We start from the raw sequence: 19688 nt of genomic DNA, 5'->3' as shown, positions 1-19688 counted from the left end.
ATGTTGGCTCGTGGCGCTCAGTGGTCGCCTTTGAGTATTGTCCCGGCTGGCAGCGTGGGCGTTGATACGGGCGCGCTGTCCTGCGTTTCGGGAAGAGTGCTTTCAATTTGATGGGCAGGGACGTGGGCATAGTCCTGCTTTAACCAGCGAATAAAGCCAACGACCTTCACCAGTAAGATGGCGAGGAACGGAAGCGCTGTCAGTACCACGGTAGTTTTCATTGTTTCCAGCGAGGCGCCGGTAAACAAAATTGACAGCGGAATCAGGGTAATAACCACACACCAGAACAGACGCAGTCCACGCTCAGGATCTTCACCTTCCTGCAGGTTTCGCGTGCTGGTTGCCGCCATGGTATAGGCCACCGCATCCATGTGGGATGCGAGGAAAATAATCATCACCGCCAGATACGCGGCCATGAACAGTTTTCCGGCCGGGAGCGACATCAATACCTGCTGCACGGCGGTTTCGCCACCCAGCGTTTGCATCACCTGCGGGACGTTGATCACTCCGTTAATAAACTGATGGATGGCATAACTTTCCATCACGCCGAAGAAGAACCAGCAGCCGACGGTGCTGCCGAGGATCAGCGCCCAGATGACTTCTTTAATCTTACGACCGCGCGACACGCGAGTAACGAACATCGCCACGCCTGGGGTATAAGAGATCCACCACAGCCAGTAAAACACGGTCCAGTTGCGGGTAAATGAACCGTCGCCGAGCGGGTCAGTGAACAGACTCATTTGCAGGAAATTCTGCGTGGTCAGGCCAATGGCGTTGATGACGCTGTTGGTAATAAACTCCGTTGGACCCACGATAAGCACCAGCAGCGGCAGCAGAAACGCACCCCAGCCGACCATTTTGCTCAGCCGTTGCAGGCCGTTGTTGATACCAATCCAGGAGCTGAGGCAGAAAATTCCGCCGGACAGCAGGATAACGAAGGCCTGCACCGTGAAGTTGTCCGGTAATCCGGTCAGTGCGGACAACCCGCGAGTAAAGGTGGCAGCGGTGACGACCAGAGAGATGGTCAATGCGCCGACGGTGGCAATCAGGAACATCAGGTCAACCAGACGGCCCCAGACGCCTTGCGGATGCACGCCGGTGATGGCGGCAATAATCCCCGAGAGGCTTAACCCTTTATTTTTCCTCACATGAAAATGGTAGGCCATGATTAATGAGGCCAGGGTATAGGTTGCCCACGCGCTGATCCCCCAGTGGAAGAAGGAGTACGGGATACTAAACTCGAGGGCTTTTTGCGAGTTCGGCGCGATATTCAGACCCGGAGTCTGGTAGTAATACGCCCATTCCGCAACGCCCCAGTAGAGCGTGGAAGAACCTAATCCGGCGCAAATAAACATAAATAACCAGGACAGGGTGCTGTACTCCGGTTTTCCTTCCCCCAGGCGAATATTGCCGTATTTACTGGTGGCCAGATAAATGACGAGCCCCATTGCCAATAGTACGAGGACCTGAACAGCGGAACCGAGCATCCGGGTAACGCCGTTAAAAATGGTGTTTGCTGCTTGCGCAGATTGTTGGGGGAAGAGGCTTAATGCTGCTGCGATGAAAAGAATGGCCAGTAAGCTGATGGCGATCAGCGGCACATCTTTTTTCTTTTTTACATTGCTCAACATGGGTGATCTCCTGGGCGTCGTCGCCCGTATTTGGCATTGGCCTGTTGTTGTAATCACGCTGTAGGGTCAAGACTTGTTACTGCTGTTTTTAACGATTTAATTATTTAGTTGTTACATGAATTAAACAATTAGCGGATGCGTGAAGCAATAAAACACGGAACGGAAATAATAAAAGGTGAAATGACGCAGGTATTTACCAGGGCGAATGAATAAAAAAAACCGCGTCAGTGACGCGGCTCTTATTTTGTGGTTTGACCTCAACGCAGGATAGCCTGACAAATGGCGTCACCCACCTGCTGTGTGGAGGCAACGCCTTTCATATCGGGCGTTTTCGGTCCGCTGGCAATCACCTGTTCAATGGCCGCCAGAATGGAATTATGTGCATTATGGAAACGCGCATCGCCATTACCGAGGAAATCCAGCATCATGGCGCCAGCCCAAATGGTCGCAATGGGGTTGGCGATGTTTTTACCGTAGATGTCCGGCGCTGAGCCGTGGACAGGCTCGAACAGTGACGGGAAAGTACGCTCAGGATTGAGGTTGGCAGACGGCGCAATGCCGATGGTTCCCGTACAGGCTGGGCCCAGATCGGACAGGATATCGCCGAACAGGTTAGAGGCAACCACCACGTCAAAGCGTTCTGGCTGTAAAACGAAGCGGGCGCACAGTACATCGATGTGCTGCTTATCCCAACGGATCTGCGGGTATTGCGTGGCCATCGCCTCAACCCGTTCATCCCAGTAAGGCATACTGATGGCAAGGCCGTTCGATTTGGTGGCGGAGGTGAGCGTTTTGCGTGGGCGGTTCTGCGCCAACTCAAAGGCGTAACGCAGAATACGATCCACGCCGCGACGGGTAAACACGGACTCCTGAATCACCAGTTCATGCTCGGTCCCGGCGTTGACGCGTCCGCCCAGCGAAGAATATTCACCTTCGGTATTTTCGCGCACTACGTAAAAATCAATATCACCTGCCTGTTTTCCGGCCAGCGGACACGGAACCCCCGGGAAGAGACGTACCGGGCGCAGATTGACGTACTGATCAAACTCGCGGCGGAATTTCAGCAGTGAGCCCCACAATGAGACGTGGTCAGGCACCGTTTCCGGCCAGCCGACGGCGCCAAAATAGATGGCATCATAGGACTTGAGTTGCTCGTGCCAGTCATCAGGCATCATCTTTCCGTGATGGGTATAGTACTCACAGCTGGCCCATTCGATCGGCTCAAAGCTCAGCGACAAGTCCCAGCGCTCAGCGGCGGCCTGTAAGACGCGAATACCTTCAGGCAGAACTTCTTTACCAATACCGTCTCCGGGAATAGCGGCAATACGACAGGTTTTCTTCATACCAGCTCTCACTTATCAGCAACCAAAATTGACTTCCCCTTTATCCTATAATTGACTGATTGATAGTTAATCCCCCTAACTGGTGAAACATAAAACACAGATCATGAATAATCTGCCGCTGCTGAATGATTTACGCGTCTTTATGCTGGTCGCCCGTCGTGCCGGATTTGCCGCCGTGGCGGAAGAGCTGGGCGTTTCCCCTGCGTTTATCAGCAAGCGTGTCGCGCTGCTGGAACAGACGCTGAACGTTGTGTTATTACACCGAACCACCCGCCGGGTCACCATCACCGAAGAGGGGGAGCGCATCTACGAATGGGCGCAGCGCATTTTGCAGGATGTGGATCAGATGATGGATGAACTGTCCGACGTGCGGCAGGTGCCGCAGGGCATGCTACGGGTAATCAGCAGTTTTGGTTTTGGGCGTCGGGTTGTCGCCCCGGCGCTCTCCGCCCTGGCAAAGCAGTATCCGCAACTGGAATTGCGCTTTGATGTTGAAGACCGGCTGGTGGACCTGGTCAATGAAGGGGTCGATCTCGATATCCGCATTGGGGATGATATTGCGCCGAATTTAATTGCCCGCAAACTGGCCACCAACTATCGGGTTTTGTGCGCATCGCCAGAGTTCCTGACGCAGCACGGTACGCCGAAACAACTCGCTGAGCTGGCAACATTTCCGTGTCTGGTCATTAAGGAGCGCGACCATCCTTTTGGGGTATGGCAATTACGCAATAAAGAGGGCGTGCACTCGATCAAAGTGACCGGCGCGCTGTCATCCAACCACGGCGAGATTGTGCATCAGTGGTGTCTGGATGGGCAGGGGATTGCGCTGCGTTCATGGTGGGATGTGTGCGACAACATTGCCAGTGGTCATCTGGTACACGTACTGCCGGAGTATTATCAACCGGCAAATATCTGGGCTGTTTATGTTTCGCGCCTTGCGACCTCGGCAAAAATTCGTATTACGGTAGAGTTTTTACGCAGTTATTTTCAGGAACGTTATCCAACGTTTACGCTGGAATAAACGTGAAGCGCTGAGTGTTTGGTGGGCGATTAAAAATAAAAAAAGGCAGAATTATCTGCCTTCCATAATACATGCGCTATTTTTGCAGAGTGTTATCGGGACTCTTCTGCTTCTGGTAACGTCACGTTAAGTTCGAGGATAGAAATATCGCCGTCTTTTTGTTCAAGCTGCACGGTGACCATTTCCGGATCTATTTGCACATATTTGCAGATAACCTCGAGAATATCCTTTCTCAGCTGCGGTAAATAATGCGGCTCGGCGTCACTGCGACGGCGCTCCGCGACAATAATTTGCAGTCGCTCTTTTGCGATGTTAGCTGTACTCTTTTTCCGCGAGAGAAAAAAATCCAGTAATGCCATAACTTATCCTCCGAACAGGCGTTTGAGGAAACCTTTCTTCTCTTCTTCAATGAAGCGGAAAGGACGATCTTCTCCCAACAGACGTTCCACAGTATCTGCATACGCTTTGCCTGCATCCGCGTTGATATCGAGGATGACCGGCTCGCCCTGGTTAGATGCGCGTAATACGGATTGGTCTTCCGGGATGACGCCCACCAGTTTGATACGCAGGATCTCAAGCACGTCTTCCATGCTGAGCATATCGCCTTTGTTGACGCGGCCAGGGTTGTAGCGCGTTAACAGCAGGTGTTCTTTAATCGGATCATCACCATTTTCTGCGCGGCGTGATTTTGAGGCCAGAATGCCCAGAATACGGTCAGAGTCACGTACCGAGGAGACTTCCGGGTTGGTGGTGATAATCGCTTCGTCGGCAAAATAGAGCGCCATCAGCGCGCCGGTTTCGATACCTGCCGGAGAGTCGCAGACGATGAAATCAAAATCCATCGTTTTCAGGTCATCAAGCACTTTCGCGACGCCTTCACGGGTCAGCGCATCTTTATCGCGGGTTTGTGATGCCGGAAGAATGAAGAGATTTTCAGTACGCTTATCTTTGATTAACGCCTGATTGAGTGACGCATCGCCCTGAATCACGTTCACGAAATCGTAAACGACGCGACGTTCACATCCCATGATCAGGTCGAGGTTACGCAGGCCGATATCAAAATCAATAACGACAGTTTTCTTTCCCTTCTGGGCCAAACCAGTAGCGATGGCCGCGCTGGAGGTGGTCTTGCCAACGCCCCCTTTACCCGAAGTAACAACAATAATGCGTGCCATAGAAATTCCTTGTTAAAAGGGATCAATTCAACGGTTGAACTGTCAAAGCGTTCTCTGCCAGCTGCAGACGTGCCGCTTTGCCATAAAATTCTGCTGGGATTTTATCACTCAGCCAATAAACACCTGCGATAGACACCAGTTCTGCCGTCAGATGCGTACAAAAAATTTGCGCTTCCCGATCGCCGTTTGCGCCTGCCAGCGCGCGGCCTCTCATCATACCGTAAACGTGAATATTGCCGTCGGCAATCAACTCCGCGCCAGCGCTGACGTGATTTGTAACAATCAGATCACATTGTGGAGCATAAATACGCTGGCCGGAACGAACCGGTACATCAATTAATCGCGTTTTTGTGATAGGAGTAACGTTTTGCGGTGGGGGAACGGGCGCAGCGACTTCAACGGGAGCGGAACGAACCACTTTCTCTTTACCCTCGGTCAGTAAAGGGAGGCCCATCCCGTCGATTTCCGCTTTCAGTCGGGCGTCTTTGCATCCGCTAACCCCGACAATACGCAGACCGGTGGACGCAACAACCTTTTGTAGAACCGGCCAGTTTACCGGGCTTTCAAGGCCGCTGACATTAACCACGACAGGAGCATGTTTTAAAAAAGCAGGTGCCTGCGCGATTTTGTCTTCTAACGCCTGACGAATAACCTCGGGTTCTGCTTCATGCAAATGAACCACTGATAAGGTGAAGCTACTGCCTTTAAGCTCGATTGGCGTGTTTGACATCCTGGCCTTACTCAATTTGCTATTTATCATCTCCAGTGCGGAGTGATATTCCGAAGTCCAGAAGGCATGTTATAGTCAGTATTATATTGAGGCAAGTCACCATCCCGTTAATTCAGAATAAAAGTCTACTTATCTTAAATAGAGTTAACTCACCGTTTTTCAAAAAAACCTTTATCTGTCAATGTGATGCTGCATTTTTCAATTCCCTTCTCATATCAAGCTCATTTTCATGTGCCAAAAACGTGACAGAACCTACGAATTTGTTTAAATGTTCCCCACCACTGGGAAGTGTATTTTTTCACCATTTCCAGTGTTTCCCACCCGTCCATTTCTTTTAACATCATTAACGGGGTTGCGTTCTGAACATGCCAACTTGCCCAGGTGTGTCACAGGACATGAAAACGGACGTCGGAGATCCTTGCTTTTTCGTTGCCTGACTGAAGTCATCACGGTCAATATCTGATACCGGAAGTCGGTTATGACCCGTTCAAACACAAAGCCGATAACCTCCTCGCCAGATTCAACGTGAAGTTTACGAGCCGAAGTTATGAGCAGATTCACGGCTATTATTTCCGCGACGGAGATATGCGCTCTCGCTGGTGCTGGTTGGGCGGTGGTTCACTACCGCGAGAACGCCATCACCTACAAAGACCAGCGCGATTAGGCAACGGAAAAACTCAGCCAGGCGAGCGCGCCACTATCGCCGACATGGACATCCGGCAGCGCGACGTTGCAGCGTTTGATGCCAAAAACACGAAGGCGTTAGCTGATGCGAAAGCTGCTCTGCAGCGCAAGATTGATAATAGTGGCAGGGGGTCTCGTCAAACCGACCTGGCTACAGTGCCGGTTTAGTCGGTTACGTTACTGATATGAGCCCGTGGGGAGGGGAGATGCAATGCAACAGCGACCACCCAGTTTGGTGCCACCTCCGGACGATGACGCTCCTCTTCAAAGGCGTGTGACAGGTTTGTGCCATAGGATTGACAAAAAACAGTGACGGGATGCAAAAATCTGCACTGCAAAACTGAGGCAGCTGGCTTGTGGTGCGGGTTTGATTGATGTTAGCGTATGTCGAAATTACGCATTAAAAAGAGTAAATGTATGTTTTGTGTGATCTACAGAAGTCCTAAGCGTGACCAGACCTATTTATATGTCGAAAAAAAAGACGATTTCTCACGGGTTCCTGAAGAACTGCTGAAGGGATTTGGCCAGCCCCAGCTGGCGATGATCCTGCCGCTCGACGGGCGTAAAAAACTCGTTAACGCCGATCTTGATAAAGTAAAACAGGCGCTTGCTGAACAGGGGTATTATTTACAACTGCCGCCGCCGCCGGAAGATTTACTGAAACAGCATCTTTCAGTAGTCAGAGAAAATAAATCAGACGCTAAACGTTAAACTGTATCCGGCCGCGTCATGCCTCGTCGATGCAGTTCCTGAAGTCCACGATTACGTTAGGGGAAAATAATGTATCAACACCATAATTGGCAAGGTGCTCTGCTTGATTACCCAGTGAGTAAAGTGGTTTGCGTAGGCAGTAATTATGCAAAGCATATTAAGGAGATGGGTAGCGCGACGCCGGAAGAACCGGTACTTTTCATTAAACCAGAAACCGCATTGTGTGATTTGCGCCAGCCGCTGGTGATCCCGGCGAATATGGGGTCCGTACATCACGAAGTCGAACTGGCGGTATTGATTGGCGCGACGCTACGCCAGGCTTCGGAAGATCATGTGCGTAAAGCCATTGCCGGTTACGGTGTGGCGCTTGATCTCACTTTGCGTGATATTCAGGGGCAAATGAAAAAGGCCGGGCAACCCTGGGAGAAAGCGAAGGGATTTGATAACTCATGCCCGCTGTCCGGATTTATTCCGGTGGCCGAGTTTAAGGATGACCCGCAGAACACCACGCTCGGTCTTAGCATTAACGGCGAAATGCGTCAGCAGGGAACGACAGCGGATATGATCCACCCGATTATTCCGCTGATTGCCTATATGAGTAAATTTTTCACGCTGAAAGCCGGTGATGTAGTACTGACCGGCACCCCGGAAGGGGTGGGTCCGTTACACAGTGGTGATGAACTGACCGTCAGTTTTAATGGTAAAACGCTGACCACCCGGGTGTTGTAATCTCTGCTTGCCGCCTTTTTGGGCGGCAAAACTTGCATCAGCCTGCCAGAGTGGTTATAAGGTGCAGCTTTTATTGCAATGGCGGATACCCGAATGAACGACTTACCCTTCTGGCAACGTAAATCCCTGGACGACATGACCGATGCTGAGTGGGAGTCGTTATGCGATGGCTGCGGTCAATGCTGCCTGCATAAATTAATGGATGAAGACACCGATGAAATTTATTTCACCAACGTCGCCTGCCGTCAGCTAAACATCAAAACCTGTCAGTGTCGTAACTACGAACGTCGTTTCGAGTACGAACCCGATTGCATCAAGCTCACCCGCGACAATCTCCCGACCTTTGAATGGTTGCCGATGACCTGCGCCTATCGTTTATTGGCCGAAGGGAAGGGATTACCGGACTGGCACCCGCTGGTGAGCGGTTCAAAAGCCGCCATGCACGGTGAGCGTATTTCAGTGCGCCATATTGCGGTGAAAGAGTCCGAGGTCGTGGACTGGCAGGATCATATTCTCAACAAACCCGAATGGGCGCAGTGAGGCATTGAAATAAAAGAGGTTATTGCTTACTCGTTTTGTGCGGCAATAAAATTTGGGTTGGCTCCGGCACTTAATGTCCAGCACACATCAGTGTGTCTCGATTTATTTGATTTTCTCACCGTGATTGCTCCCCGCCCGCATTGGGCGAGGAGCTACGGGTCATGGGTTAATAACCAGTAGCAGTCAGATCCGGTCTGAGCGAATACATTTTATTTGTTTTGCTTACTCTTGCCTTTGCCTTTTGTGGAGTCAGCGTCATAGTGCTCGACCTTGACGTTATAGTCATCATCGTCATCATATTTGTTCTTGTTTTTGTCGTGCCCCTTGCCAGGGTTGTTGTCGCCGTGGACGCTGTGGTTCTCTTTGTTCTTGCCGCCGCTACAACCGTCGCTGGTGACTTTGACGCCACCGATGGTGACTGATGAGCACTCATTCTTGTGCTTATTTTTCCACTCATTGATCTCGTCTTCTCGATCCATACTGACCCGAACACCATTGGAATTGATGCTGACGTCTGCCAGGGCGGGCGCTGTCATCAGTAGGGAGAGCAGCAATGCAGTATTTTTCATTAATAACCTCAAATAATGGACTCATGCATAGTGCATGAGCCTGTTCAGACAGCCGTCATTGATAAATAAAAACGCGTACCCCTGTTGTTCTCAAACAGCGGTACGCGTGGAGATTTGCCGATAATTGCCCAGCAATGCACATGGGTCAAGGCAGCACAGCACGATCGGCAACTTCCTCCCGACCGGTCACTCAACGTTCTATGGGTTTATAAAGATGACTGTCCCCAACAAACCCGAATGGGCACAGTGAGTGCCTGAAATAAAAGGTATTATCGTTTACCCGTTAGCCCGTACAATAAGGCCGTTATTAATTGTTTAATGAGGCGCAATGAAGCTCCTGATCTATTACGTATTCTGCGGAATAGCGGCACTCCTCCTGCTCGGTGTGCAATCATTTTTCGGTATCCTGCTGATAACGCCGCGAGAGGTGGGGGGGACATTATTTGGCGGCATGTTTTTGGTTCTGATGTGTTTAGGCGGCTGGCTGCTGACCACCGCCGGTTTGGCTGCGACCATACTGGCCCGCTTCGCGGGGGCAAGAGTGGCGTTATTGTGTGCCAGCGCCATTCAGGGGATTGCCGGTATCTGGTCGCTGCTCAACTATCCGGATGATGCAAATGGCAATCTCATCTTCAGTCCTGCCCCAAATGAAATTTACTGGATGATAGCCGTTGCCGGATTGCTGTTATTCACCAGTGTTTACCTTATCGCACAGGGCCATCTGCGGCCCCAAAATGGCCGGTTTTAATGGTTATATTTTGTGGCAATTTATTTTCATAGAGGATTGAAGAGGTAAGATAAAAACGGCAAAAGCCAGCACTTTCCATCAAGCAAAAAAATATGTCTTAAACCTATAATTTTAGAACGTCGTAGAGGCGTGATGAATATTTTGAGGGTTGATAATGAAGAAGTTTGCGTTGATGCTGCTGGCGGCCACGTCCCTGATGACCATTGTTCCCGTTCCCGCGCAGGCTGAAACCCAGCAGGCCGGAGAGCGCCGTGATGCCAGAGAGGTTCGTCAGGATACTCGTCAGGAATCTCGTGAAGTTAAGCAGGAATGCCGTAATGGCGTTGTCGGTAATGCCGATTGCCGCCAGGATCATCGCCAGAACAAACAGGAAGGGCGCGATCAGGCTCGCGATATCAAGTACTAAGTATATCAAGACTCAGTGATGTGTAAGAAAACCCGACCGCAGTCGGGTTGAGTCTTATCCTGCCCAGTTCGTCTAAGCGTTAAACGCTGATTCTGAGATGATGTACGTTGTTATCGCAGTCAGCGCTCCCGAAAGAGCGTCTTAGGTTATCGACCGAACAGATCGCGCTTTTTAGGCTTAAACGGCTGGGCAATGACCACCAGAACGGCCACGACGAGATACGCGGCAAAAATCCCCAACAGCCACTGCGGCATTTCCAGCGTTAAAAACTCCCACTGACGCTGTGCGCAATCACCCGAGGCGACGAACACCTGCGGCAGCCATTTGTCCAGAGGCAGCCAGCTCGGGAAACGTGCCATAAAATCACAGGTCATGAATGGCGAAGGGTGAAGTTGGATCATGGTATGTTCATACGCCAGCTGCAGGCCGCGCCATGCGCTGTAAATCCAGATCACCAGTGCCACATAGCGTAACGGTGATTTTGGCGCAATAGCGCCAACCAGACCTGCGCCCATAATGCCGAACAGCGCGCAACGTTCATAAATGCACAGGACGCAAGGTTTAAGCAGCATGACATGCTGGAACCACAGCGCCACCATTTCAAGCGCCAGTGCGGTTAATGCCATTAGTAACCATGCGCCCCGACCCCGTGAGCACTGGTTCAAAAATCGTAACATAATAATTTCCCTGCAACATGCGTAGAGTCGGCAGTGTAAACCAATTCAATTTTCACGCCACTAGCGGGAAATGAAATAAAGTGTAATTGGATAATTATCATGCAAAAAGCGAAACCGAGCAGTGATTTGCTCGGTTTATTGTTATGAAAGTGTAGCCAGCCAGCCTAATTGCGTCATCCATTCTGTTACTGGCGTTAACGTATATTCAATGCAGAATAAACCGACCAGGGTCAGTACTATCGTATACGGCAGCGCCATCCAGACCATCCGGCCATAGGAAAGACGAATGAGCGGCGCCAGTGCCGAGGTCAGCAGGAACAAAAATGCCGCCTGGCCATTCGGTGTCGCAACGGAAGGCAGATTGGTGCCGGTATTGATGGCGACGGCCAGCAACTCATACTGATTTAAGCTAACAATACCACTTTCCATTGCCGCTTTGGCTTCGTTGATATAAATCGTTCCCACAAAGACGTTATCAGAAATGGAAGAGAGCAGACCGTTGAAAAGATAGAACAACCGCAACTGCGTATGTTCAGGCGCCTGTAAAACAAACTCAATGATCGGAGCAAACAGGTGCTGATCGATAATCACGGCGACAACCGCAAAGAACACGGTCAGCAGTGCGGTGAACGGCAGCGACTCGGTGAACGCTTTACCAATGGCATGTTCATCGGTGACGCCGGTCAACGAGGTCGCCAGAATAATGACCGACAGACCGATTAATCCCACTTCCGCCAGATGCAATGCCAGCGCGATAACCAGCCAGATACCGATAATGGTTTGTACAATCAGGTTGAGCTTATCCTGACGAGTGCGCTGCTTGCGACTTTGATCGTCAAACTCTTGCAGGATGCCGCGCACTTTTTCTGGCAAGGTTTCGCCGTAGCCAAACCAGCGCATTTTCTCTACCAGTGCGCAGGTTAATAAACCGCAAAACAGTACCGGTACGGTGACGGGCGACATGCGCAGGAAGAAGTCGCCAAAATGCCAGCCTGCGGCTTTGGCGATGATCAGGTTTTGCGGTTCGCCCACCATGGTCATCACGCCGCCTAATGCGGTGCCCACGCCAGCGTGCATCATCAAACTGCGCAAGAATCCGCGAAACTGCTCCAGTACGGTTTTGTAGTGCTGGTCGATGTGGCTGTCGTCAAGCAGGTCGTTATCTTCCCCACGCGCAGAGGCAACGCGGTGATAAATACCGTAAAAACCGACGGCAACGCTGATCACCACGGCGACCACGGTTAAGGCGTCGAGGAAAGCAGAGAGGAACGCCGCCGCCAGACAAAAGGCAAGCGACAGGATGGTTTTAGAGCGGATGTTGAGTAACAACCGGGTAAAAATGAACAGCAGAAGCTGCTTCATAAAATAGATACCCGCCACCATGAACATCAGCAGCAACAGGACCTCAAGATTGGCGGCAATCTCCTCACGGACGTGTGAGGCGCTGGTCATACCGATGACTACGGCTTCGATCGCCAGTAATCCACCGGGCAGCAGCGGGTAGCATTTCAGCGCCATTGCCAGCGTAAAAATAAACTCAGCGACCAACAACCACCCAGCAACAAACGGGTTGATGATGAATATCAGTGGGTTGACGATTAAGAAGATAATGAGTGCGAGTTTATACCAGTCTGGTGACTGGCCTAAGAAGTTGCGCCACAATGCGCGCCCCCAGGAGATCTCCATGCAGTTTCCCTTACCGTGAAATATGAAATGGCGTTTTTATGTAAGGCGCAAAGCTTACGGGCAGGGGCGCGCGCAGGCAAGCCCTTGTGCAAAGAGTGTGGAATCGGGAAATGCAGAAAATGAAGCCTTGATCCCTTTTTTCTTTATTTTGTCCGCTATCAGCCATGAAACCCGTCTGGTATGATGAGTGCAACTATGTTTTGCTGTGTAATGGAAATCTCACTATGGTCATTAAGGCGCAGAGCCCGGCGGGTTTCGCGGAAGAGTACATTATTGAAAGTATCTGGAATAACCGCTTCCCACCTGGCACTATCTTGCCTGCAGAACGTGAACTTTCCGAGCTTATCGGGGTAACGCGTACCACATTACGTGAAGTGTTGCAGCGTCTGGCGCGAGACGGTTGGTTGACCATTCAGCATGGCAAACCGACGAAGGTGAATAATTTCTGGGAAACGTCCGGGCTCAATATTCTTGAGACGCTTGCGCGACTCGATCATGAGAGTGTCCCGCAGTTGATCGATAATTTGCTGTCGGTGCGTACCAACATTTCCACAATCTTTATCCGCACAGCGCTTCGTCAACATCCAGAGAAAGCACAAGAAGTGCTGGCGACGGCAAATGAAGTGGCCGATCACGCCGATGCGTTCGCCGATCTGGACTACAACATTTTCCGTGGTCTGGCGTTTGCCTCCGGTAACCCCATTTACGGTCTGATTATTAATGGGATGAAAGGGCTGTACACCCGCATTGGTCGTCACTATTTCGCGAATCCTGAAGCGCGCAGCCTGGCGCTGGCGTTTTACCACAAGCTGTCAACGCTGTGTGACCAGGGTTCTCACGATCAGGTTTATGAAACGGTGCGTCGTTACGGTCATGACAGTGGTGAAATCTGGCATCGTATGCAGAAAAATCTGCCCGGTGATTTAGCGATTCAAGGCCGCTAAGCGGCTCTTTGAACCATCGGCGAAAAGAGTAAAAGGCCCCTTCATGTTGAAGGGGCTTATTTTTACAGACTGTTCATGCGTGGAGGGCAACGCTCCAGAAGCTCGACGCTACCGTCCTCGTTTTGCTGTTCCAGCATCACATCAAATCCCCATAACCGATGCACATGTTTCAGAACCTCTTTACGCCCCTTGTCCAGCGGCGCGCGGTTGTGCGGAATGTAGCGCAATGTCAGAGAACGATCGCCCCGCAGGTCAACATTCCAGACCTGAATATTCGGCTCCAGATTGCTCAGGTTGTACTGCGATGAGAGACGGTTGCGAATTTCGCGATATCCCTCTTCGTTGTGAATCGCCGAAATCTCCAGATAATTGTGTCTGTCGTCATCCAGAACGGTGAAGAAACGGAAATCACGCATCACTTTGGGCGACAGGAACTGACTGATAAAGCTCTCGTCTTTAAAGTCGCGCATCGCAAAATGGAGCGTTTCCAGCCAGTCGGAACCCGCGATGTCCGGGAACCAGTATTTGTCCTCTTCGGTGGGTGACTGGCAAATGCGTTTGATGTCCTGGAACATGGCAAAGCCGAGCGCATAGGGGTTAATCCCGCTATACCACGGACTGTTGTACGGCGGCTGGAACACCACGTTGGTATGGCTGTGCAAAAATTCCAGCATAAACCGTTCGGTCACTTTACCTTCATCGTACAGATGATTGAGGATGGTGTAATGCCAGAAGGTCGCCCAGCCTTCGTTCATCACCTGCGTCTGTTTCTGCGGGTAGAAATACTGGCTCACCTTACGCACGATGCGAAGGATCTCACGCTGCCAGGGTTCCAGCAGCGGGGCGTTTTTCTCCATAAAGTAGAGCAGGTTTTCCTGTGGCTCGGACGGATAACGACGCGCCTCGGCGATGGTTTTCTCTTCTTCGCGTTTCGGCAGGGTGCGCCACAGCATATTGACCTGACTTTGCAGATACTCTTCGCGGCTCTTCTGCCGGGCTTTCTCTTCCTGTAAGGAGATTTTTTGCGGTCGTTTGTAACGGTCGACGCCGTAGTTCATCAGCGCGTGACAAGAGTCGAGCAGTTTTTCCACCTCATCCACGCCGTAGCGCTCTTCGCATTCGGTAATGTATTTCCGCGCGAAAATCAGATAGTCAACAATCGAACTGGCATCGGTCCAACTGCGGAACAGGTAGTTATTTTTGAAGAACGAGTTGTGCCCGTAGCAGGCGTGCGCCATCACCAGCGCCTGCATGGTTATAGTGTTCTCTTCCATTAAATAGGCGATACACGGGTTAGAGTTAATCACGATTTCATAGGCTAACCCTTGCTGGCCATGTTTATACAGTCGCTCGGTTTCGATAAATTTTTTGCCAAACGACCAGTGAGGATAGTTGATCGGCATGCCGACGCTGGAGTAGGCATCCATCATCTGTTCGGAGGTGATCACCTCGATTTGGTGCGGGTAGGTGTCCAGTCTGTAGAGTTTCGCCACGCGGTCTATTTCCGCCAGATAGATATCCAGCAGATCAAACGTCCAGTCGGGTCCATCGCTCAAACGTGTGGTGTCCTTATTCATGGAATCAATCGTAGCCATTCGCGCACCCTCATTGTTAGCGGCGCTCTCTGTCTGGAGCACCTCATCTCAAGCATAGAACACCGTGTTAAAAAGCGTGCTGGTGGGGAAAATTTTTCTTTGCGATTTCACGTTATCGGGATGCCGTATAAGGCAGGTGTTTCAGCATTTTATGCTGGATAAAAATGACGCGCAGCAGGAGATCCCAAACCAGCAATATGCCTGACACAAGAGACATATGTGAGGTATGTCACCATAAAAAAGCCATATGTTGAATAATATTTTCATCTGAGTTATCAAGATGTAATTAGATGATTGTTCTTTTACCTACTGTTAACGGAGTGGCTATGCGAGTTGTCATACTGGGAAGTGGCGTTGTCGGCGTGACCAGCGCCTGGTATCTGAGTCAGGCTGGACATGACGTGACCGTCATCGATCGCGAACCCGGCCCGGCGCTGGAAACCAGTGCTGCGAATGCGGGGCAAATCTCCCCGGGGTATGCGGCGCCGTGGGCGGCACCCGGTGTTCCGTTGAAGGCAATTAAATGGATGTTCCAGCGGCACGCGCCGCTGGCCGTTCGTCTTGACGGGACGCAATTTCAACTTAAATGGATGTGGCAAATGTTGCGTAACTGTGACACAAGCCATTACATGGAAAACAAAGGACGCATGGTGCGTCTGGCGGAATACAGCCGTGACTGTCTGAAAGCGCTGCGCGCATCAACCGGCATTCAGTATGAAGGCCGTCAGGGTGGAACCCTGCAACTGTTCCGCACTGAGCAGCAGTACGAAAACGCGACCCGCGATATTGCCGTGCTCGAAGACGCAGGCGTTCCGTATCAGTTGCTGGAGTCCAGCCGCCTGGCGGAAGTCGAACCGGCGCTGGCGGAAGTGGCGCATAAGCTGACCGGTGGCCTGCGGTTGCCGAATGATGAAACCGGCGATTGCCAGCTGTTTACTCAACAACTGGCGCTGATGGCGGAGCAGGCGGGCGTTAAATTCCGCTTCAACACGCCGGTGGAAAAGCTGCTTTATGAGGGCGAGCAGATTTATGGCGTGAAGTGCGGCGAGGAAATTATTAAGGCCGATGCGTATGTGATGGCGTTTGGCTCCTACTCGACGGCTATGCTGAAAGGGATTGTCGATATTCCTGTCTATCCGCTAAAAGGCTATTCGCTGACCATTCCGGTGGCGCAGGAGGATGGCGCGCCGGTGTCTACGATCCTCGATGAAACCTACAAAATTGCGATTACCCGTTTTGATAATCGCATCCGTGTGGGCGGGATGGCGGAAATTGTGGGCTTTAATACCGAACTGTTACAACCACGTCGCGAAACGCTGGAGATGGTCGTGCGCGATCTCTTCCCGCGCGGTGGGCATGTTGAACAGGCCACGTTCTGGACCGGACTGCGCCCGATGACGCCAGACGGTACGCCAGTCGTCGGGCGTACCCACTTCAAAAATCTCTGGCTGAACACCGGACACGGCACGCTGGGGTGGACCATGGCCTGTGGCTCGGGGCAATTGCTGAGCGACATTCTTTCCGGACGGACGCCGGCTATCCCTTACGATGACCTGAGCGTTGCGCGTTATCAACCGGGATTTACTCCCTCACGTCCACGACATTTGCATGGCGCACATAGCTAATAAGGAATCCGGATGACTCGTCCTATACTGGCCAGCCTTGACCTGCAGGCGATGAAACAAAACCTGGGGATTGCGCGCCAGGCAGCACCGAACTCCCGTATCTGGTCGGTGGTAAAGGCCAATGCGTACGGGCATGGCATTGATCGCGTCTGGTCGGCTCTGGGCGCGACTGACGGCTTTGCCCTGCTCAATCTGGAGGAGGCGGTCACCCTGCGGGAACGCGGCTGGAAGGGGCCGATTCTGATGCTGGAAGGCTTTTTCCACGCAGAGGATCTGGCGCTGTACGACAAATATCGTCTGACGACCAGCGTGCACAGCAACTGGCAGTTGAAAGCGCTACAGAATGCCCGACTGAACGCGCCGCTGGATGTCTATCTGAAGGTCAATACCGGCATGAACCGATTGGGGTTCCTGCCGGAAAGAGTGCAAACCGTCTGGCAGCAACTGCGTGCGCTGCCGAATGTCGGCGAACTGACGCTGATGTCGCACTTTGCGGATGCCGAGCATCCGGACGGCATCCGTGAAGCCATGGCCCGGGTATCTCTGGCTACGGAAGGACTGGAGTGTCGTCGCTCGTTGTCCAACTCGGCGGCTACGCTATGGCATCCTGAGGCTCATTTTGACTGGGTGCGGCCGGGTATCATTCTGTATGGCGCATCGCCGTCAGGAGAGTGGCAGGATATCGCCAATACCGGGCTGAAGCCGGTGATGACCCTTCGCAGCGAAATCATTGGCGTGCAGACCCTGAAAGCGGGCGACCGGGTGGGGTACGGCGGGCGCTATACCGCCCGTGGCGAACAACGCATTGGCATTGTCGCGGCCGGTTATGCGGACGGCTATCCGCGCCATGCGCCGAGCGGAACCCCCGTCCTTGTCGACGGTGTACGCACCGGAACGGTGGGGACGGTATCAATGGATATGCTGGCGGTGGATCTGACGCCGTGTCCACAGGCGGGGATTGGCACGCCGGTGGAGCTGTGGGGCAAAGAGGTGAAAATTGACGATGTCGCCTCTGCAGCAGGCACGGTGGGCTATGAGCTTATGTGCGCGTTAGCGTTACGCGTGCCAGTAGTGACAGTGTAACTTAATGTTCTGCCGGATAACGCCCCAGGCTTATCCGGCATGTTGCGTCGTTATTCCGCTTCATCCTCTGCGACACGAACACCGACCTTCAGTACCGCATTGTCTTCTTTTTCCGCCACTGTCCAGATCATCCCGGCAAATTCCACCTGGTCACCCACGACCGGGGCGGCGCCAAGCAGTTGCTGAACAATTTCACCCAGCGTTTGCTGTTTGTCGCGGTACTCTGTGCCATCGTCCAGCCCGTAAATCAGCGCCACATCAGCATATTTCGCGCTGGCTTCCAGAATAAAGTCGCCGAAGAAGCGCTGATCCAACGCCACGGGCGGCGACTGGCTGAACAGTTTCCCCAGCGCGGGCAGATCGCGCTCGCGGCCAATCACGCACAGGACGTCGCCTTCACGCAGCCGGGTACTGCCGGTCGGATGAAACAGGGCATTATCGCGAAACAGGGCGGCAATGCGTGTATCCTCTGGCATGTGCAGATCGCGCAGCGCTGCGCCAACGCACCATTTGTCGGCGCTGAGTTGATAAACAAACTGCTCCCAGGGGTTTTCCGGATGGATGTCCAGCCCCATACGAGAGACTGGCCAACCGACAGGGGGAACCACCACTTTGGCTTTTTTGGCCGCCCAGGTGAGCGATGTTCCCTGAAACAGCAGGGAGATCAGCACCACGAAGAACGCGACGTTGAAGAACAACCGCGCATTCTCCAGTCCAGCCATCATCGGGAAGACCGCAAGGATAATCGGCACCGCTCCCCGCAGCCCAACCCAACTGATGAAAATCCGCTCGCGCAGATTAAAGCCGCGAAATGGCAGCAGCCCCGCGAAGACCGACAACGGGCGGGCAAAGAAGATCATCCAGGCGGACAAGATCAACGCCGGAACGGCAATCGGCAGCAGATCCGAGGGGTTCACAAGCAGCCCCAGCACCAGGAACATGGCGATTTGTGCCAGCCAGGCGAGGCCGTCAAAGTTTTGCAGGATCCCAAATCGGTTGCGAATTGGGCGATTGCCCAGCAGGAGTCCACACAGGTACACCGCCAGTATGCCGCTGCCTTCCAGTGCAGTGGTTACGGCGAAAATCAGTATCCCGCCGCTGAGCGCCAGCAGAGGGTACAGACCGGTGGGCAGCGATATGCGGTTAATCATCTGCAAAAGCAGGTAGCCGCCGCCTAAGCCGAGCATAATCCCCAGGCCAAACTGTTGGATGATGTGGACTGCAAACATCCAGCTCAGAGCCGTCTCATGATTCTGGATCATCGCAATCAGCGTAATGGTCAGAAACACAGCCATCGGATCATTACTTCCGGACTCGATCTCAAGCGTAGAACCCACACGTTCGTTAAGCCCTTTACCGCCCAGCAGTGAAAATACCGCCGCCGCATCCGTTGAGCCGACAATGGCGCCAATCAGCAACCCTTCAATGAGATCGAGGTGAAACAGCCATGCTGCCATCATCCCGGTTAACCCGGAGGTGATAAGAACCCCCACGGTGGCCAGCGATAAGGCCGGTCCCAGCGCGACCCGAAAGGAGCTGGCCTGCGTGCGCATGCCGCCATCCAGCAAAATGATCGCCAGCGCAAGGTTACTGACCATGTAAGCGAAAGGGTAGTTATCAAAGGGGATACCGCCCAAGCCATCCACGCCCGCGAGCATACCGATAGCGAGAAAAATAACCAGAATAGGGATGCCGAGGCGAGATGAGAATGAACTTAATAAAATACTGCAGGTTACGAGGACTGAACCCAAAATAAACAGACTAATGATTGCTGCGGCATCCAACGTTCGG

At 52.4% G+C, this 19688-nt stretch carries 19 protein-coding genes and 3 pseudogenes; 11 read left to right on the top strand and 11 right to left on the bottom strand.

Annotated features, from left to right (window positions below; genetic code table 11):
- Positions 1 to 17 precede the first annotated feature (17 nt).
- Both P2W74_RS13720 and P2W74_RS13715 read right to left on the bottom strand, forming a co-directional pair.
- Positions 18 to 1631 (bottom strand): BCCT family transporter, encoded by a 1614-nt coding sequence (locus P2W74_RS13720; protein WP_276292031.1) that lies wholly within the window; start codon positions 1629 to 1631, stop codon positions 18 to 20.
- A 257-nt stretch (positions 1632 to 1888) separates the two neighbouring features.
- Positions 1889 to 2974 (bottom strand): tartrate dehydrogenase, encoded by a 1086-nt coding sequence (locus P2W74_RS13715; RefSeq protein ID WP_276292030.1) that lies wholly within the window; start codon positions 2972 to 2974, stop codon positions 1889 to 1891.
- Positions 2975 to 3077: 103 nt separating this feature from the next.
- Here P2W74_RS13715 and P2W74_RS13710 point away from each other — a divergent pair, with 103 nt between their 5' ends.
- Positions 3078 to 3995 (top strand): LysR substrate-binding domain-containing protein, encoded by a 918-nt coding sequence (locus P2W74_RS13710; protein WP_276292029.1) that lies wholly within the window; start codon positions 3078 to 3080, stop codon positions 3993 to 3995.
- A 92-nt stretch (positions 3996 to 4087) separates the two neighbouring features.
- On the opposite strand, the gene minE is transcribed toward P2W74_RS13710, so the two are convergent.
- From minE to P2W74_RS23625, 4 genes and pseudogenes are all read right to left on the bottom strand, one after another.
- Positions 4088 to 4354 (bottom strand): cell division topological specificity factor MinE, encoded by a 267-nt coding sequence (minE, locus tag P2W74_RS13705; protein ID WP_003859937.1) that lies wholly within the window; start codon positions 4352 to 4354, stop codon positions 4088 to 4090.
- Between the two features lie 3 nt (positions 4355 to 4357).
- Positions 4358 to 5170 (bottom strand): septum site-determining protein MinD, encoded by an 813-nt coding sequence (gene minD, locus P2W74_RS13700; protein ID WP_276292028.1) that lies wholly within the window; start codon positions 5168 to 5170, stop codon positions 4358 to 4360.
- 22 nt (positions 5171 to 5192) lie between these two features.
- Positions 5193 to 5900, bottom strand: a complete 708-nt coding sequence (gene minC / locus P2W74_RS13695; RefSeq protein WP_276292027.1) for a septum site-determining protein MinC — start codon at positions 5898 to 5900, stop codon at positions 5193 to 5195.
- 290 nt (positions 5901 to 6190) lie between these two features.
- Positions 6191 to 6316 (bottom strand): annotated as a pseudogene (locus tag P2W74_RS23625) (site-specific integrase); the annotation flags it as partial.
- A 169-nt stretch (positions 6317 to 6485) separates the two neighbouring features.
- Here P2W74_RS23625 and P2W74_RS13690 point away from each other — a divergent pair.
- The 4 genes from P2W74_RS13690 (at position 6486) to P2W74_RS13675 (ending at position 8564) form a co-directional block, all read left to right on the top strand.
- Positions 6486 to 6752, top strand: coding sequence for a lysis system i-spanin subunit Rz (locus P2W74_RS13690; RefSeq protein ID WP_412767192.1), 267 nt, complete (start codon positions 6486 to 6488; stop codon positions 6750 to 6752).
- 249 nt (positions 6753 to 7001) lie between these two features.
- Positions 7002 to 7295, top strand: coding sequence for a YcgL domain-containing protein (locus tag P2W74_RS13685; RefSeq protein ID WP_276292026.1), 294 nt, complete (start codon positions 7002 to 7004; stop codon positions 7293 to 7295).
- 69 nt (positions 7296 to 7364) lie between these two features.
- Entirely contained in the window at positions 7365 to 8024 is a 660-nt protein-coding gene (locus P2W74_RS13680; RefSeq protein WP_276292025.1) for a fumarylacetoacetate hydrolase family protein, read from the top strand.
- Between the two features lie 93 nt (positions 8025 to 8117).
- The gene (locus P2W74_RS13675) at positions 8118 to 8564 is read left to right on the top strand and encodes a YcgN family cysteine cluster protein (protein ID WP_276292024.1); all 447 of its coding nucleotides are present in this window, start codon (positions 8118 to 8120) and stop codon (positions 8562 to 8564) included.
- A 209-nt stretch (positions 8565 to 8773) separates the two neighbouring features.
- Here the strand turns inward: P2W74_RS13675 and P2W74_RS13670 are convergent, their stop codons facing one another.
- Positions 8774 to 9133: a hypothetical protein gene (locus tag P2W74_RS13670; protein ID WP_276292023.1), complete on the bottom strand. Its 360-nt coding sequence runs from the start codon at positions 9131 to 9133 to the stop codon at positions 8774 to 8776.
- Between the two features lie 328 nt (positions 9134 to 9461).
- Here P2W74_RS13670 and P2W74_RS13665 point away from each other — a divergent pair, with 328 nt between their 5' ends.
- Both P2W74_RS13665 and P2W74_RS13660 read left to right on the top strand, forming a co-directional pair.
- On the top strand, positions 9462 to 9881 hold the full coding sequence (locus P2W74_RS13665; protein WP_276292022.1) for a hypothetical protein: 420 nt from the start codon (positions 9462 to 9464) through the stop codon (positions 9879 to 9881).
- Positions 9882 to 10035: 154 nt separating this feature from the next.
- Positions 10036 to 10287 carry a hypothetical protein gene (locus P2W74_RS13660; RefSeq protein ID WP_276292021.1) on the top strand — a complete coding sequence of 84 codons (252 nt, stop codon included), beginning with the start codon at positions 10036 to 10038 and terminating at the stop codon, positions 10285 to 10287.
- 146 nt (positions 10288 to 10433) lie between these two features.
- Here P2W74_RS13660 and dsbB read toward each other — a convergent pair whose 3' ends face one another.
- Together dsbB and nhaB are read right to left on the bottom strand one after the other, a co-directional pair.
- Positions 10434 to 10964: a disulfide bond formation protein DsbB gene (gene dsbB, locus P2W74_RS13655; protein WP_276292020.1), complete on the bottom strand. Its 531-nt coding sequence runs from the start codon at positions 10962 to 10964 to the stop codon at positions 10434 to 10436.
- A 141-nt stretch (positions 10965 to 11105) separates the two neighbouring features.
- Positions 11106 to 12650, bottom strand: coding sequence for a Na(+)/H(+) antiporter NhaB (nhaB, locus tag P2W74_RS13650; protein WP_276292019.1), 1545 nt, complete (start codon positions 12648 to 12650; stop codon positions 11106 to 11108).
- A 224-nt stretch (positions 12651 to 12874) separates the two neighbouring features.
- On the opposite strand from nhaB, the gene fadR reads away from it, so the two are divergent.
- Positions 12875 to 13594: a fatty acid metabolism transcriptional regulator FadR gene (gene fadR / locus P2W74_RS13645; protein ID WP_276292018.1), complete on the top strand. Its 720-nt coding sequence runs from the start codon at positions 12875 to 12877 to the stop codon at positions 13592 to 13594.
- A gap of 62 nt (positions 13595 to 13656) precedes the next feature.
- Here fadR and P2W74_RS13640 read toward each other — a convergent pair whose 3' ends face one another.
- Complete coding sequence (locus P2W74_RS13640) at positions 13657 to 15189, bottom strand: SpoVR family protein (RefSeq protein WP_192611964.1); 1533 nt, start codon at positions 15187 to 15189, stop codon at positions 13657 to 13659.
- 326 nt (positions 15190 to 15515) lie between these two features.
- Between P2W74_RS13640 and dadA the strand changes: the two genes are divergently transcribed.
- The 3 genes and pseudogenes from dadA to P2W74_RS23820 form a co-directional block, all read left to right on the top strand.
- On the top strand, positions 15516 to 16814 hold the full coding sequence (gene dadA / locus P2W74_RS13635; RefSeq protein WP_276292017.1) for a D-amino acid dehydrogenase: 1299 nt from the start codon (positions 15516 to 15518) through the stop codon (positions 16812 to 16814).
- A gap of 12 nt (positions 16815 to 16826) precedes the next feature.
- On the top strand, positions 16827 to 17897 hold the full coding sequence (dadX, locus tag P2W74_RS13630) for a catabolic alanine racemase DadX (RefSeq protein ID WP_276292016.1): 1071 nt from the start codon (positions 16827 to 16829) through the stop codon (positions 17895 to 17897).
- Between the two features lie 32 nt (positions 17898 to 17929).
- A pseudogene (locus P2W74_RS23820) lies at positions 17930 to 18010 on the top strand (hypothetical protein); the annotation flags it as partial.
- A gap of 3 nt (positions 18011 to 18013) precedes the next feature.
- Here the strand turns inward: P2W74_RS23820 and P2W74_RS13625 are convergent.
- Positions 18014 to 19648: pseudogene (locus P2W74_RS13625) on the bottom strand (potassium/proton antiporter); the annotation flags it as partial.
- Positions 19649 to 19688: the final 40 nt, after the last annotated feature.

The organism is Citrobacter enshiensis (assembly GCF_029338175.1).
In the GTDB taxonomy this organism is placed as follows: domain Bacteria; phylum Pseudomonadota; class Gammaproteobacteria; order Enterobacterales; family Enterobacteriaceae; genus Citrobacter_D; species Citrobacter_D enshiensis.
This window is presented reverse-complemented; position numbering and strand designations above follow the sequence as displayed.

What these genes read in the sequence shown, in the direction of transcription:
- dsbB (WP_276292020.1), bottom strand. Translation starts at nt 10,964, where the DNA reads ATGTTACGATTTTTGAACCAGTGCTCACGGGGTCGGGGCGCATGGTTA.
- dadA (WP_276292017.1), top strand. Translation starts at nt 15,516, where the DNA reads ATGCGAGTTGTCATACTGGGAAGTGGCGTTGTCGGCGTGACCAGCGCC.
- P2W74_RS13720 (WP_276292031.1), bottom strand. Translation starts at nt 1,631, where the DNA reads ATGTTGAGCAATGTAAAAAAGAAAAAAGATGTGCCGCTGATCGCCATC.
- P2W74_RS13670 (WP_276292023.1), bottom strand. Translation starts at nt 9,133, where the DNA reads ATGAAAAATACTGCATTGCTGCTCTCCCTACTGATGACAGCGCCCGCC.
- dadX (WP_276292016.1), top strand. Translation starts at nt 16,827, where the DNA reads ATGACTCGTCCTATACTGGCCAGCCTTGACCTGCAGGCGATGAAACAA.
- P2W74_RS13665 (WP_276292022.1), top strand. Translation starts at nt 9,462, where the DNA reads ATGAAGCTCCTGATCTATTACGTATTCTGCGGAATAGCGGCACTCCTC.
- minD (WP_276292028.1), bottom strand. Translation starts at nt 5,170, where the DNA reads ATGGCACGCATTATTGTTGTTACTTCGGGTAAAGGGGGCGTTGGCAAG.
- fadR (WP_276292018.1), top strand. Translation starts at nt 12,875, where the DNA reads ATGGTCATTAAGGCGCAGAGCCCGGCGGGTTTCGCGGAAGAGTACATT.
- P2W74_RS13680 (WP_276292025.1), top strand. Translation starts at nt 7,365, where the DNA reads ATGTATCAACACCATAATTGGCAAGGTGCTCTGCTTGATTACCCAGTG.
- P2W74_RS13685 (WP_276292026.1), top strand. Translation starts at nt 7,002, where the DNA reads ATGTTTTGTGTGATCTACAGAAGTCCTAAGCGTGACCAGACCTATTTA.
- minE (WP_003859937.1), bottom strand. Translation starts at nt 4,354, where the DNA reads ATGGCATTACTGGATTTTTTTCTCTCGCGGAAAAAGAGTACAGCTAAC.
- minC (WP_276292027.1), bottom strand. Translation starts at nt 5,900, where the DNA reads ATGTCAAACACGCCAATCGAGCTTAAAGGCAGTAGCTTCACCTTATCA.
- P2W74_RS13690 (WP_412767192.1), top strand. Translation starts at nt 6,486, where the DNA reads ATGCGCTCTCGCTGGTGCTGGTTGGGCGGTGGTTCACTACCGCGAGAA.
- P2W74_RS13660 (WP_276292021.1), top strand. Translation starts at nt 10,036, where the DNA reads ATGAAGAAGTTTGCGTTGATGCTGCTGGCGGCCACGTCCCTGATGACC.
- P2W74_RS13715 (WP_276292030.1), bottom strand. Translation starts at nt 2,974, where the DNA reads ATGAAGAAAACCTGTCGTATTGCCGCTATTCCCGGAGACGGTATTGGT.
- P2W74_RS13640 (WP_192611964.1), bottom strand. Translation starts at nt 15,189, where the DNA reads ATGGCTACGATTGATTCCATGAATAAGGACACCACACGTTTGAGCGAT.
- nhaB (WP_276292019.1), bottom strand. Translation starts at nt 12,650, where the DNA reads ATGGAGATCTCCTGGGGGCGCGCATTGTGGCGCAACTTCTTAGGCCAG.
- P2W74_RS13710 (WP_276292029.1), top strand. Translation starts at nt 3,078, where the DNA reads ATGAATAATCTGCCGCTGCTGAATGATTTACGCGTCTTTATGCTGGTC.
- P2W74_RS13675 (WP_276292024.1), top strand. Translation starts at nt 8,118, where the DNA reads ATGAACGACTTACCCTTCTGGCAACGTAAATCCCTGGACGACATGACC.